Origin of the sequence: Veillonella denticariosi JCM 15641, from assembly GCF_002959855.1 — a bacterium.
In the GTDB taxonomy this organism is placed as follows: Bacteria; Bacillota; Negativicutes; order Veillonellales; family Veillonellaceae; genus Veillonella; species Veillonella denticariosi.
The window spans coordinates 167,966-182,591 of record NZ_PPDB01000007.1 but is presented as its reverse complement, the minus strand read 5'-3'; the positions used below and the strand labels follow the sequence as shown (position 1 = coordinate 182,591).

At 42.3% G+C, this 14,626-nt stretch carries 14 protein-coding genes; 1 reads left to right on the top strand and 13 read right to left on the bottom strand.

Annotation, left to right across the window (positions count from 1 at the left end):
• Window position 1 precedes the first annotated feature (1 nt).
• The 9 genes from infB to polA all read right to left on the bottom strand — a co-directional run bounded on the left by infB (window position 2) and on the right by polA (window position 9,421).
• Window positions 2–2,482 carry a translation initiation factor IF-2 gene (infB, locus tag VEHSUH05_RS06330; protein ID WP_105091079.1) on the bottom strand — a complete coding sequence of 827 codons (2,481 nt, stop codon included), beginning with the start codon at window positions 2,480–2,482 and terminating at the stop codon, window positions 2–4.
• 15 nt (window positions 2,483–2,497) lie between these two features.
• Entirely contained in the window at window positions 2,498–2,803 is a 306-nt protein-coding gene (locus VEHSUH05_RS06325; RefSeq protein WP_054673204.1) for a L7Ae/L30e/S12e/Gadd45 family ribosomal protein, read from the bottom strand.
• Window positions 2,804–2,820: 17 nt separating this feature from the next.
• Entirely contained in the window at window positions 2,821–3,090 is a 270-nt protein-coding gene (rnpM, locus tag VEHSUH05_RS06320) for an RNase P modulator RnpM (protein ID WP_038114729.1), read from the bottom strand.
• A gap of 2 nt (window positions 3,091–3,092) precedes the next feature.
• Entirely contained in the window at window positions 3,093–4,169 is a 1,077-nt protein-coding gene (gene nusA, locus VEHSUH05_RS06315; RefSeq protein ID WP_105091078.1) for a transcription termination factor NusA, read from the bottom strand.
• Between the two features lie 17 nt (window positions 4,170–4,186).
• Complete coding sequence (locus tag VEHSUH05_RS06310; protein WP_054673201.1) at window positions 4,187–4,645, bottom strand: ribosome maturation factor RimP; 459 nt, start codon at window positions 4,643–4,645, stop codon at window positions 4,187–4,189.
• A 254-nt stretch (window positions 4,646–4,899) separates the two neighbouring features.
• The gene (locus tag VEHSUH05_RS06305) at window positions 4,900–5,607 is read right to left on the bottom strand and encodes a hypothetical protein (RefSeq protein WP_105091077.1); all 708 of its coding nucleotides are present in this window, start codon (window positions 5,605–5,607) and stop codon (window positions 4,900–4,902) included.
• Complete coding sequence (locus tag VEHSUH05_RS06300) at window positions 5,591–6,145, bottom strand: lytic transglycosylase domain-containing protein (protein ID WP_105091076.1); 555 nt, start codon at window positions 6,143–6,145, stop codon at window positions 5,591–5,593. The genes VEHSUH05_RS06305 and VEHSUH05_RS06300 overlap by 17 nt, the downstream gene beginning before the upstream one ends.
• A 27-nt stretch (window positions 6,146–6,172) precedes the next feature.
• Window positions 6,173–6,787 carry a dephospho-CoA kinase gene (gene coaE, locus VEHSUH05_RS06295; RefSeq protein WP_105091075.1) on the bottom strand — a complete coding sequence of 205 codons (615 nt, stop codon included), beginning with the start codon at window positions 6,785–6,787 and terminating at the stop codon, window positions 6,173–6,175.
• A 12-nt stretch (window positions 6,788–6,799) separates the two neighbouring features.
• On the bottom strand, window positions 6,800–9,421 hold the full coding sequence (gene polA, locus VEHSUH05_RS06290) for a DNA polymerase I (RefSeq protein WP_105091074.1): 2,622 nt from the start codon (window positions 9,419–9,421) through the stop codon (window positions 6,800–6,802).
• A gap of 179 nt (window positions 9,422–9,600) precedes the next feature.
• On the opposite strand from polA, the gene rpsT reads away from it, so the two are divergent.
• Window positions 9,601–9,861 (top strand): 30S ribosomal protein S20, encoded by a 261-nt coding sequence (gene rpsT / locus VEHSUH05_RS06285; protein WP_038114721.1) that lies wholly within the window; start codon window positions 9,601–9,603, stop codon window positions 9,859–9,861.
• A gap of 92 nt (window positions 9,862–9,953) precedes the next feature.
• Here the strand turns inward: rpsT and ade are convergent, their stop codons facing one another.
• The 4 genes from ade to VEHSUH05_RS09425 all read right to left on the bottom strand — a co-directional run bounded on the left by ade (window position 9,954) and on the right by VEHSUH05_RS09425 (window position 14,540).
• The gene (gene ade, locus VEHSUH05_RS06280; RefSeq protein WP_105091073.1) at window positions 9,954–11,627 is read right to left on the bottom strand and encodes an adenine deaminase; all 1,674 of its coding nucleotides are present in this window, start codon (window positions 11,625–11,627) and stop codon (window positions 9,954–9,956) included.
• Between the two features lie 13 nt (window positions 11,628–11,640).
• Window positions 11,641–12,954: an NCS2 family permease gene (locus VEHSUH05_RS06275; protein ID WP_245875943.1), complete on the bottom strand. Its 1,314-nt coding sequence runs from the start codon at window positions 12,952–12,954 to the stop codon at window positions 11,641–11,643.
• 249 nt (window positions 12,955–13,203) lie between these two features.
• Window positions 13,204–14,004 (bottom strand): DUF7788 domain-containing protein, encoded by an 801-nt coding sequence (locus tag VEHSUH05_RS09430; protein ID WP_245875942.1) that lies wholly within the window; start codon window positions 14,002–14,004, stop codon window positions 13,204–13,206.
• Window positions 13,989–14,540: a hypothetical protein gene (locus VEHSUH05_RS09425; protein ID WP_245875941.1), complete on the bottom strand. Its 552-nt coding sequence runs from the start codon at window positions 14,538–14,540 to the stop codon at window positions 13,989–13,991. Before VEHSUH05_RS09425 ends, VEHSUH05_RS09430 begins: the two co-directional genes overlap by 16 nt.
• Window positions 14,541–14,626: the final 86 nt, after the last annotated feature.

Sequence of the window (14,626 nt, the reverse complement as noted above, 5' to 3'; positions counted from 1 at the left end):
CCTAAAGTTGAGGTGCAATTTCTTCCATCAAGTATGCTTCGATAACGTCGCCTTCCTTGATATCACGATACCCTTCAAGAGAAATACCGCATTCGAAGGATGTTTTTACTTCCTTAACTTCATCTTTGAATCGGCGTAAGGAATCGACCTTACCTTCAAATACAACGATGCCGTCACGAATCAAACGTACTTCAGAGTCATTTGTAATACGACCTTCCGTTACATAGGAGCCCGCAACGATAGCCTTCGGTGTGGAAATAACCTGACGCACTTCCGCACGACCTACGACAACCTCTTTAAATTGAGGTGCCAGCATACCGCGCATAGCGGATTCAACGTCATTAATGGCATCATAAATTACACGATACGTACGTAAGTCGACCTTTTCCTGTTCAGCCGCACGGCGAACGTTTGCATCAGGGCGTACATTAAAGCCCATTACAATCGCATTGGATGCGGATGCAAGCATAATATCGGATTCGTTAATAGCACCTACTGCGGCATGAACGATAACGATGCGAACCTCTGGATTTTTAATTGCTTCCAAAGATTGACGCAATGCTTCTACAGAACCTTGTACGTCGGCTTTGATGATGATATTTAGATCCTTCAACTCGCCCTGTTGAATTTGATTAAAGATGTCATCCAATGTAACCTTATGTGTAGCCTGTAATTCCTGAACACGTTGTTTAGCAATACGTTTTTCCGCAATCGCCCGTGCTTCATTATCGTCCATACCGTTGATGATTTCACCGGCTTGAGGAACCTCGGAGAAGCCCAAGATTTCCACCGGCATGGAAGGACGGGCTACTTTTACCCTTTCACCACGTTCATTAGTCATGGCACGAACCTTACCGTACGCCGTACCCGCAAGCACCGTATCGCCTACACGAAGGGAGCCTTTTTGTACTAAAACTGTACAAACGGCACCGCGGCCCTTATCAAGTTGAGCCTCGATAACGACACCGTACGCTTTACGATTAGGATTGGCCTTTAATTCCATCACCTCTGCAACGAGCAGGATGTTTTCAAGCAAGTCATCAATACCTTGCTTCTGCTTTGCAGAAACCGGCACCATAATTACATCTCCGCCCCATTCTTCAGGCAAGAGACCATGTTCAGACAGCTGTTGTTTTACATGGTCAGGATTTGCACCCGGTTTATCCATCTTATTGATGGCAACGATAATAGGCACTTCGGCAGATCTTGCGTGGTTGATAGCTTCGATAGTTTGAGGCATAACACCGTCATCCGCGGCAACGACAAGAACGGCGATATCCGTGGACTTTGCACCGCGCAAACGCATCGCTGTGAAAGCTTCATGCCCCGGTGTATCAAGGAATGTAATCTTATTATCCTTGTAACGTACCTGATATGCACCGATATGCTGTGTGATACCGCCCGCTTCGCCTGCCGTTACATTTGTTTGACGAATAACATCAAGCAACGATGTTTTGCCATGGTCAACGTGACCCATGATTGTTACAACAGGAGGACGAGGTTTCAATGTTTCCGGTGCATCTTCAATCTCGATAACATCCGTTGGATCCTCTTCCGGTTCCACTTCTGTTACGGTAACGCCGAATTCCTCGGCCACGATAGTAGCCGTATCGACATCTACCTCCTGGTTAATACTGGCCATAACACCTAAAAGCATCAACTTTTTAATGATTTCAGATACTTCACGGCCCATTTTTTCAGCTAATTCTTTAACCGTTAAAGAACCGCTCAATTCGATTTCCGTAGCGATAGCCGCTTCCGCCTTACGTTCAGCTTCCGCTTTCTGTTGCAAGTATTGTTCATTACGATGCTTTACGCGATTTTTTTTCTTCTGCATAGATGTGGATAACAAGGATTGCGGACGGTTATTACCGCCTTTTTTATTCTTCTTGTTACGACGATCATCATTGCGGTTATTACGATTATCGTTATTGCGACTATCATTATTACGAACATCGTGAGAACGACCGCTATTACGGTTATCCTTATTTCGATTATCGTTGTTACGATTGTCGTTGTTGCGGTTATTAGAACGATTGTGGGGACGGTCTCCGGCAGATTGATTACCATTAGATTTGCGCGTAGGTTCACTTATTTGTACATGACGCACATTACTTCGCTTATGATCATCACGTTTGGGTTGTTCTGTTTTCTGTGTCGCTTGTTTTTTATGCTCCTGCTTTTTCGACTCTTGCGTTTTGTTGTCCGACTTTTTTTGCTCTTGTTTATGACTTACAGACTCTGATTTTTGAGACTTAGACGCCTGTTTATGTTCAGCCGTTTTAGCAGGTGCTTTATGTACAGTCTTAGATGCTGCACCATCCTTCTTGCTTAACTGTTTTTTTACAATGTCATATCCTGTCTCATCAACAGAATTGACAGCTGTAGTAACTTTAAAATTATGTTGTTGCAAGATAGAAATGACCTGCTTGCTTTCTATGCCAAACTCCTTGGCAATTTCATGGACACGTTTTTTGGACATCTGCATACCCCCTTATTATCGATCAATCTCTTTTAATAATGCTTTTGCAAATCCATCATCCAATACGGCTACCACTACCCGAACATCCTTGCCAATGGCCGTACCTAAAGCCTCTTTCGTGGCAATACTGCAAAGCGGGATATGATGTATATCTGCTAATTGTATATATTTCTTTTCATTGTTGGATGCACAGTCACCTGCGAGAAGAACCAACTTGGGCTCCTTTCTCTTAATGGCTTTTTCCACGATAAAATTACCGGAAATCACCTTACCTGCTCGTTGTGCTAATCCTAAGAGATTTAAAATTTTATCTTCATTCATAATATCTTATCCAGTGATTACTCGGTCTCTTGAAAATCACGTCGAAGTTGTTCGTATATCTCTTGAGATACACTATGTTTTAACGATCGCTCCAATCGTTTTGCCTTATAGGCCTGCTCAAAACAGGAAACGGATGAACATAGATAAGCGCCTCGTCCCGGTGCTTTACCGGTGCGGTCAATGCTGATAACGCCATCCGGACTCAAGGCCACGCGAATTAGTTCCCGTTTTACCTTGGACTCACCACAGCCTACACAGGTACGCATAGGTTGGGATTTCTGTTTCATGACTATTCACCATCCTCAGCAGTACCGAATCCCGTGAAAGGATCCTCTGCCGCCTGTGTTTCACTCTTAATATCGATTTTCCAATTCGTTAATTTTGCTGCAAGCCTTGCATTTTGACCGGCCTTGCCGATTGCTAAGGACAATTGGTAATCCGGCACCACCACATAGGAGGATTTTTCCTCTTCGCTCACATCTACGGATACGACCTTTGCAGGACTTAACGAGTTGGCGATATAAATCGCCGGATCCTCATCCCATTTAACGATATCGATTTTTTCATCATGAAGTTCATCTACAATGTGTTGTACACGTTGTCCCTTCGGCCCTACACAGGAACCTACAGGGTCGATGTTTTCATCACGGCTGTACACGGCGATTTTAGAACGCATCCCCGGTTCACGTGCAACGGATTTAAGCTCTACCACACCTTCATAAATTTCCGGTACTTCTAACTCAAACAGTCGTTTTAACAATCCAGGATGTGTACGGGAAATCATGATTTGAGGACCTTTTGTCGTCTTCTTAACCTCTACAATGTAACATTTGATACGGTCGCCCTCGCGATAGGTTTCCGTTGCAATTTGCTCTGTAGGCGGTAAAATCGCTTCTGTCTTACCGAGGTCGATAAATACATTCTTACCTTCAACACGTGTAATAACACCGGTGATAATATCACCTTCACGGCTGTAATATTCTTCGTAAACTACACTTCGTTCCGCTTCCTTCAATCGTTGAATAAGCATCTGTTTTGCCGTATGTGCAGCACTACGTCCGAAATTGGCGGGTGTTACATTCACCTCAACGATATCGCCGATTTCAAAACGCTTATCCTTTTTTCGGGCATCCGATAAACTGATTTCTGTTTCCGGCAACTCTACAGTTTCAACGACTTGTTTTTTTGCCATTACCTTATAATCGCCGCTTTCACGGTCAATCACAACGTATGCATCAGGATTAGATGTAGGTTCTTTGCGATACGCCTGTAATAATGCAGCCTCCAAAGACTCGAAAATAACCTCGGGAGCAAAACCTTTTTGCTTTGTAAGCACCATCACCGCTTGAATTAATTCTTGACTCACTCGTATGCCTCCATGTATTAAAAATCAAGATGTAATCGAATTTGTGCAATAGCAGACCGTTCGAATGAAATGCTTTCACCATTGATTGTAAAATCGATAGTTGTATCCGTAAAACCTTGTACCGCGCCCATATATTGTTTGCTGCCGTTAATCGGTTTAAATAGCTGAATATCCACATCACGGCCGTTATAACGAACTAAATCCTTGTCCTTTTTTAATACCCGATCAAGACCTGGAGAGGATACCTCCAATAAATAGTTTTCCTTAATCGGATCCTTCTCATCGAGGACTGCACTTAATTTTTCGCTTACCCCTTGGCAATCGTCCAAATCCACACCACCGGGTTTATCAATGTAGACGCGCAGATACCAGTCCCTTTCGCGAACATAGTCCACATCGACTAATTCCATATCGGTGCCGGCTATAATGCCTTCAACTACAGAGGAAACAAATTCCTCTACCGCCTCTCTTTTCATAGCCATCGCCTCCTAACAATTTACTACTTACTACAATCCATATATTTTTAGTTAAGGTATTTCTACTCAAGAGTGCTAATCATAAATGAAAGAGTGGACATACGCCCACTCTTTTAACAGATTTATATAAAAGTCATATATAGTATATCATATTTACTATATATATACAAATTGTCCCCTGATTTCGGGTATTGAAAGAAAAATTTTCCAGATTCCTTCTCAAATGTATCAAATTTGTAATCGACCCGATATGCTTACACGGGTTCTTGTAAACTGCGCTCATTGAGCTCATGCAATACAATCTGAAGATATTTCCGCAACAACGAACTCAAATCATCTAAATTCTTTGCATCTAAATGGTGATCGATTTCCGGATAGTTTTTATATCGCAGTTCAGCAAAGAACTCATCACGCAGTTCATTATAATACAGTAGCAGCCCCGTACATTCATCCATCTTGCGATATTCACCGATGATAAAGGATCCGTTAATCATACGAATAGCATGTGCAGGATCTACATCGCGCACAAAACCTTCCAGTTCATCAGACATAACCTCTGAAAAATCCCATGTAGGAATACCGCGACGTTTATAGGTGAACGTAAAATTTTCTGACGGATTTACGAGCATATTCGTTAGCCCTTTTACACAGCGTTCCTGTAAGCCTGACCAGAACGAATCAAGGTCTGCACGAACAAAGGATATATCTACAAAAGAAAAAAGCGGTAACTCCACATGTACCGTATAGTCCTCCACCTCTTTATCATAGAGGGCGCACCAACGCCATCCTAGTGTATTTTCATAATGAAAAAGGGGCACAGTCATTACCTTTTCACCTGCAGCGATACGTTTCTGTATAGCAGTACAAGCATCAGGCCCCGTAACGGACAAGGAAAAATCCCCCACGGTCTGAGGTAACCAGGAGTAATCCAAGTCCTTACAGGATTCAATAATCTGGTCCATATAAAGCTTCATACCTTTCTTGATATTGTAATACGGCCTTTACATAGCTTCGCGTTTCAGGAAATGGTATGGTATCAACCATCCCGTTCCATTTATTTTCCTGTAACCATGCTTCAACATGCCCGCGCCCCGCATTATATGCGGCTAAAGCCATCACTTCATCGCCGTTAAAATCTTTTAACAGGTGTGCTAAATACCAGGTTCCTAATTCGATATTCGTTACCGGTTCCTTTAATTGCCTGTCGGTATAGTTACCATGTCCCACCTGCTCCGCTATCCAGCGTGCCGTCTCCGGCATGAGCTGCATCAATCCGAGAGCACCTGTTTCGGATTCCGCCGTATTTCTATACTTGCTTTCAGCAAGAATCACACTAGCCACTAACGCGGGAGATACATCTTCTTTTTCAGCGGCGGCCATAACCTCCTCCCGATAGTCAAAGGGATATACAAACTGGCGCTCTACAAAATCGTCAAGATGGGTAAAATAAAACCAGCCCAAAATGACGCATGATAACGCCGTTGCTGTTGTGCGTTTCATAAATCCCCCTTCTATCGTTCAAATCAATCACTCAAATGGCTTTAAAACAGGTTCTATCCGAGTAGACCATATAGATTGCAGTTGTTTCTCTAACTCATGAGGTGCTCCGTTATTATCTATAATTATAGTCGCATAAGACCTCTTGTCGTCAAGTTTCATTTGACTGTGAATACGAGCCATCGCATCACTCCGAGAATATCCATTACGTTCCATCAAACGCTGCACCTGCGTTGTTTCGTTTACATAAACGAGCCATACCTCATCCATCATAGTATACCATTCCCCCTCGATTAGAAGAGGAATATCATAAATGAGTACAGGCATCCGCTTCGCTTCGTACTCTTCGGTAAGCTCCATGATACGCGCTCGAATATATTGTTTTAAGCAATGATTCAATACATCACGTTTCGAATTATCATGAAAAACGATATTTCCCAGAATTTCACGATTCAAAGTGCCATCCTTATGCAGTACCGTGCTACCGAAATGCTCAACTATGGCTTCTAGCCCTTTCGTTCCCGCTTCCACCACTTCCCGAGCTACCACATCCGCATCTACATAAGGAATACCACGCTTCTTAAAAAATGATAAAACTGTGCTTTTACCGGACGCAATACCTCCGGTTAAGCCGATTTTTTTCATATGATTTCCCTTTTACTTCACCAAGGCCCAATTTTCCGCACTATGCACATCCACAATGAGGGGTACCTCTAGTTCCACAACGTTCTCCATAATGCTGCGCAATAATTCTTTTACCGCATCAAGTTCGGAATTTACCGCTTCCAGCACGAGTTCGTCATGAACCTGCAACAATAGCCGCGATACGAAATTTTTTTCTTCCAGCTTTTGTTCCACCTGATTCATAGCGATTTTAATGATATCCGCCGCCGTCCCTTGAATCGGTGTATTCATAGCCGTGCGCTCCGCAAAGGAACGACGATTAAAATTTCGGCTGTTAATATCCGGCAATTCCCGTTGACGGCCGAACATAGTACGAACTTTACCTGTTTCATGGGCCTCTTGCACCATACGGTCCATGTATTCCTTAACCTTCGGATACCGGCTGAAATACAATTCGATATAATTTTTTGCTTCCGCCCGGGTTATACCGAGATCTCTGGACAAACCGAAATCGGAAATTCCGTAGATGATACCGAAATTAACCGCTTTTGCATGAGAACGTTCTTCGCTTGTCACATCTTCCTGTGCCTTTCCGAGCACCTCCGCCGCCGTAAAACGGTGAATATCCTTACCGTCCTTGAAAGCCTGAATTAACGCCTTATCACCGGATAGATGGGCTAAAATACGCAATTCGATCTGGGAATAATCGGCACTCACCAATGTGTCATAGTCCGTCCCCGGATAGAACAGAGCTCGAATCTCACGTCCTTTTTCCGTACGAACCGGAATATTTTGTAAATTCGGATCCGATGAACTCAAGCGACCTGTAGCCGTCACCATCTGGTTAAAGCTGGTGTGAATACGATGCGTCTTTTCATTAATTAATACCGCAAGGCCTTCTAAATAGGTAGATACCAGTTTTGCCACAGATCGATACGCGAGAATCTTTTCTACAATCGGACTCTCATTACGCAACATATCAAGCACTTCCGCATCTGTGGAATAACCGGTCTTCGTTTTCTTAATGACAGGCAATCCTAATTTTTCGAACAAGATGACGCCCAACTGTTTCGGTGAATTAATATTGAAGGTTTCCCCTGCAAGTTCATATATCTCCTGCTGTACGGCTTCCAGTTCGGCCTTAAACCGAACCGTTGTTTCTGAAAGCTTTTCAGGATCGATATAAATACCGTTCTTTTCCATTACTACTAACGTATGGGTAAGAGGTAATTCTATACTTTCATATAGGGACCATACATTTTCTCTATGAGCGGCATCACAGGCCCCGGAATTCATGGCAAGTAAAGCTTTCACCATAGATATGCACTCCACATCGACACTGCCACTGGCAATAGCCGGTACGGAAAAACGCTCGGTCAAATACAGATATCCGTAATTAGTCCGCGTCGGATCAAGCAAATATGCCAATAGTGATATATCATGAATCCGTGCCGTACCGTCATCATTAAACAGAGATATCCGAGCAGGTTCAGCCTCGTCAAACGCCTCTAGCAATTCTTTCGCCTGAGTAGTTACAACCGTCTCAGCCCCCTTCAACACAGGAAGCACGGCATTAACGTCATCTGTTTTTACAACCCTATCCCCATTCGACAGATAAATCGAGGCAGGAACTCTGAACGGGGATTTTCCATCCAATATAACATGAACCGCTACCGTTTTTTTGTCATAGTAATCTGCAGTTAAATCCTTTGCATCACCTAGATTTTCCAAAGAAATCTCCTCTTGAGGCGCAAAAAGAGAACCCGGTTCTCCAAAAGCTTCGGACTCACCGCCCATAACCTGTACGATGCGCGGTGTCAACTTGGTAAAGCCCAGAGTCTCAAACAGAGGTTGCACCTCAGAAGAATGAAAGTTCTGCACAAAATCATCCACCGTATAGGATAAATCCATATCCGTTTTAATCGTTGCCAGTTGACGGGACAAAAATGCCAAATCCTTATTTTCTGTAAGACGTTCCTTCAATTTTTTACCGGAAATATCCTCAATATGATCGTATACGGATTCAAGAGTGCCGTATTCAGTGATCAGCTTAAGAGCCGTCTTTTCTCCGACACCAGGAACCCCTGGAATATTATCGGACGAATCCCCCATGAGAGCTTTCATATCGATGACCTTATCAGGACCATATCCGTAGAGTTCCTCCATGTTATCCGGAGTTACCTCCAACATTTCGGAAATGCCCTTCTTCGTTAATAGCACATGACTGTACTTTGTAATGAGTTGTAAATTATCGCGGTCACCGGTGATAATTTTGACCGCCAAATCATCGGAGCCGAATTTTTTACTCAAGGATCCGAGAATATCATCACCTTCAAAGCCTTCTTCTTCAATGACACAGATGCCAAGTGCTTTCAGAACATCCTGAATAAGGCTGAACTGAGGCCGCAAATCCTCCGGTGCATCGGGACGATTCCCTTTATAATCGCTGTACAATTCAGTTCTGAATGTTTGACGTCCCTTATCAAAAGCTACCGCCACATAATCCGGTTTAATTTCTTCATACAGCTTGATAAGCATCGTCAAAAAACCGTAAACCGCATTGGTAGGCGTTCCCAATGCGGAACTCAACGGAGGCAATGCAAAAAACGCACGAAATAATAAACTGCTGCCATCTATGATCATTAATTGTTTCATAATACACCTCACTTAATTCTATCATTTATTATATCATATAGAGCATTAAGGCTCTCATAAAATCCATGTTATAGATTAAGGAGTATAATCAGTCTTCCTCTGTAAAAGTTCTTGCGTATCAATATGCTGTGTGATATAATCATTCAGGTATAAGAAACGAATTTAAGGAGGTGACTCAATTGCCAAATATTAAATCCAGTATTAGAAGCGTAAAAACGGATGCTGAACGTCGTGCGAAAAATGCCGCTGTAAAATCTAAAATCCGTACAGCAGCTCGTAAAACCGTTGAAGCTGTTCAAGCAGGCGCAGTAGAAGAAGCTAAACAAGCACTTGTTCATGCTACTAGCGTAATTGATAAAGCAGCCTCCAAAGGTATACTTCATAAAAACACTGCAGCTCGCAAAAAATCCAATCTAGCAGCTAAAGTGAATGCTTTATAATTTAAAAACTATTAAGACAGCCTCACAGATTTCTGTGAGGCTGTCTTTTTATTCTTTACCTTAAAGCTATACCTTCAAAATATGTATAACCCTTAAAACTCCATTACTCCCGTTGTGGTGATTCGAATTTCAGGTATCACCGTCAACGCTAAGAAGCTGAGATTAATGAACGGATCCAATGTTTTAGGCACGCCCATGGAATAGGCGATTTCCTTCATTTTGGCCACCTTTGTATCCACCTCTTCATGCGGACGATTTGTGATGAGCCCCATAACTTCCAAAGGCAACTCTTCGATTACCTTTTCTCTGCCGGTAATAACATATCCGCCGCCGATTTCACGAATTCTATCGATAGCAATCATCATATCCGCATCATTATCTCCGACGACGATCAGATTATGTGAATCATGTGCAAAGGATGTGGCAATGGCACCGTTCTTTAGGTTAAACCCCTTCAAGATGCCTACACCATTTCGCCCGGTCGCCTTATACCGTTCTATACAGGTAATCTTGTTAAATGCATCATTAGGCACGAATAATCCATTTTCTGAAGGTACGTCTTCCATCGTTTTCTTCGTTACAATCTGCCCGGGAACAATATTAATAATCGATTGAGGCCCTTCAACGGAAATATCTAATTTATCCTTTGTGAAAGCACCGATATTAATGGTATGCAGTAATTCCTCCGGCACAACCTTTTCTTCTCTTACGGGAACGCGTTCAATCGGTTTCCCTTTATAGAACACCTCGTGAATATCCACGCGTTGCTCATCATTGAGGATTACCAGATTGGCGCTATAACCGGGCGCAACTGCACCTAAATTTTTTAATCCGTAACATGATGCCGGATGTGTAGAAGCCATTTTATATGCCTCAATAGGTTTGAGCCCTAACTCGATAGAGCGACGAATATTATAGCTGATATGTCCTTCGGAACGAATATCCTCAATATGTTTATCATCCGTACAGAATCCATATCGTTCCGTATTCGCCTGCTCCCCTATAATCCCTTTTACAATAGAGTCTAGATTATGAGCGGCACTACCTTCACGAATCCATACATAAATACCGTTTCTGACTTGTTCTTTAGCCTCATCATAAGAGATACATTCATGATTTGTCGTAATCCCCGCTAATCGATAACTTGCAAGCTGCTGTGGTGAAAGTCCGATTATATGACCATCCATAACGGTATTCTTAAAGTAATCCAGCTTCTTAAGCATATACGGATCAGCATTAATAACACTATAACAATCCATGACCTCCCCTAAACCTAAGATGCGAGAATTGCTCTGTAATCTATGTAATTCATCGCCATCCAGTATGGCGCCGTTATCCTCTCCGGGTACAGCAGGTACACAGGATGGCGCCATAACATATACATCCCCCTGAGCAGTAGCAGTTTCATTAATCATATACTCAATACCGGCAATACCCGCTACATTACCGGCTTCATGAGGGTCTACAATAAATCCTAACGTTCCCACTTGAGAGGCCTCAAATACGAGTTCTTTCGGATTCACCAAGGTGGATTCCAGATGGAGATGACTGTCTATAAATCCGGGCACAATATATTTATCGCTGTAATCATATTCTGTTTCACCGGTATATGTTCCTACACCTATAATCGTGTCATCATGAATCGCAATATCCGCTTTTACCCATTCATCGGTAAATACATTTAAAACAGATGCCCCCTTCAATACGACAGGAGCCTTATCCAACCCCTGTGCCTGTCGAGAAATTTTTGCATTGAATTGTATCATATAAGGGTCCTCCCTACATAAAGACTTCTTTCAAAACGAAAATGAGCGCCAAGAAATACATGACACCGGAAATGTCTCGATACTTACCGGTCAACACTTTAATCAAAACATAACTGATGAGCCCCCATTCGATACCCACACCTATGGAGTAAGCAAATGGCATCATAATAATTGTCAAAAATGCCGGTAGTCCTTCCGAAATATCACCGAAATCGATGTCCTTAACGGATGCCATCATAAATAGACCTACCACGATAAGTACCGGCGCTGTAGCCGCCACAGGAATAACCATAAGTAACGGTGCCAGGAATAAGGATGCTATAAAAAGTCCCGCAATGGTTAACGCGGTCAGCCCCGTACGTCCCCCCTCTGCGATACCCGCAGCCGATTCAACAGCCACGATATGAGGCGATGTACCTAGTGCACTACCGATGATAGTGCCTAAAGCGGATACTTTCATACAGGAACTCTGAACACTCATCTGTTTCTCCTGAGGTACCTCAGCTTGATTTGTAAGACCAATCAATACACCGACCACATTAAATAAGTTGACGAATAAGAATGTAAAGGCCACAAACACCATATCCACAGACAAAAGTTCGCTCAAATCATAATGAAACCAAATCGGTGTCAAAGACGGCGGCACGGAAACCACCGTATCCGGCAATTGGGTAATACCGCAGAAAAATCCTACAACCGCGGCAATGATAACAGCCAGAAAGATTCCACCTTTTACATTACGACCCGTAAAAACGGCAATCAATACAATTCCCAATATAGATACTAGGCTGGATGGAGCTTGTAAATCGCCAATGCTCACAATGGTGGCAGGATTGCTGACAATAAGTCCTGCACTGCTGAGACCGATTAGAGCGATAAACAATCCGATGCCCGCCGTTACCGCCAGTTTAATCGTATGCGGTATAGCATTGAACAGATATTCTTTTAACGGTGTAACCGCAATCAGTAAAAATGCCAAGCCGGCAATTAATTGGGCCGTCAAAGCAAAGGCAAAACTATGCCCCATCTGGACTACTATAGTATAAGCAAAAAACGCATTGATACCCATACCGGATAATCCTGCAAACGGCATATTGCTATACAGAGCCAACAATAAAGTCATGATGATGGCACTCACGGCAGTCGCCGTGAATACGGCACCTACATCCATACCTGCAGCGCCAAGAATAGCCGGATTTACGGCTAATACATAAAAAACACAAAGAAATGTGGTGGCCCCCGCAAATAACTCTCTTGATACGGATGAGCCCCGTTCTGAAATCTTGAATACTTTGTCCCATACACTACCTTGTACTTGTTCTCTCATAATGATTCCTCCTCTCGTACTTACAATCATGGGTGTATTCATGTATATTTATATATTTCCACATAACTACATAAATTTCCTGTATATGTTTGAAATTTTGTATACAAAATTACCGCAATACATAGTGATTACTTCAAATTACTATGTATTGCGGTATTTAAATCATCAATAAAGACTATGCTACCTTATGGGTAACATAGTCTTTTAATACAGTATCAACAATACTACACTTAGCATCTAACTCTGCCTTTAATGCTCGTTCAGGATCAAGTTCTCCAGATACGACCATATCAACGATGGATTTAGAGAATCCTGACACGAGAATGACACCGCTTGAATGTGATTGTACAGGTATTGTATTGTGCGCATAAAGAGACACATTCCAAAAATAAGGCGTGGCATACTATAACCACAGTCTTCAAATTTCTTACGACACATTTCCATTACGGTAACCGTATCACTATGAACCCTAGCTTGATCAAATTGCATGTCCGAAATGATAAGACACGTCTTAGGTAAATCCTCTTGACGCATATGATACTTAATAGCCGTATCTAGAATCAAATCAAAGGTAGCCTCAATATCCGTAGTGCGAAAATCATCGAATCTACGTAATCGTCTTAATTTATCATGCAATGACTCACACATTGAAATATCAACAATTTCAGGATTACTGCTAAACGTAATAAATCGATTTTTGAAAACTCGATTCCTATTATGCTCTGTACAATATAATGCAATGGAATCGCCCACACTAAGGGCCGTTACAGAGTTATTGCCTGCTACTGGTTGCCACATAGAGCTTGACCCATCTCGTATGATCAATATATCATCATACGCTTTGGGTGGCTCTTGAACCTTCCACAACTCTTCTAGTGTAGGATCCTCTTCTTTAATGGTATCTACCCAGCCATTGGGATTCGTATAGGCATGAACAATATCGTAAAGGAACATAGAATTAGCATTAATCCTAACAGATCTATCACCCTTTTTCAAGGATGCAAGATAAATCTTACGACGTTCCTCGTCATGATTTAGGAAGGCATCCATTTTGCTAGAAGGCTAATAGAATCGCCAAGACCACAGCCTATCACATCATAACTAAATTGATTCCTAATTAGTTTCCCCAATCCGTCATGAAGAACATCACTAGTCGTATCAAAATAGATACGCAATACATCATCCCAACGACCATAATTCCACAGCTCAGTACCAATGATAAATTGCAAAGCCATTTCTGGATACAAATCACCGATTTTAGTGAGCATCATACGAAATGCATCGCGTTCACCAAGACCAAGCTTAATGTGGCGTGCATACATAAGCCACTTCATGGTATAAAAAGGATCTTCCTCATAAGATGTAATAAATAAACGCAATGCGTCAACTGCTTCCATCTTATGTGACTCTCCATAAAAATAGGATTGGCTTTTACTTTTATCATAGAAATTAATTGCTGCATTACGCAAAGAAGGAACGGAAAAATTTAGGTCTACGAGAGTACTACCACTCGTGCGATACGCCGTTCCACCATTACCGGTATAGGATTTTTCATTTGTTGTTAATGCGTCCATAAATGTATTCATAGTTCATATCTCCTTGGTATATAAAAAACCGCTGCGGATTATCACAACGTAAATTTTGAAAGCAAAATAAACAAGATAACCATGAG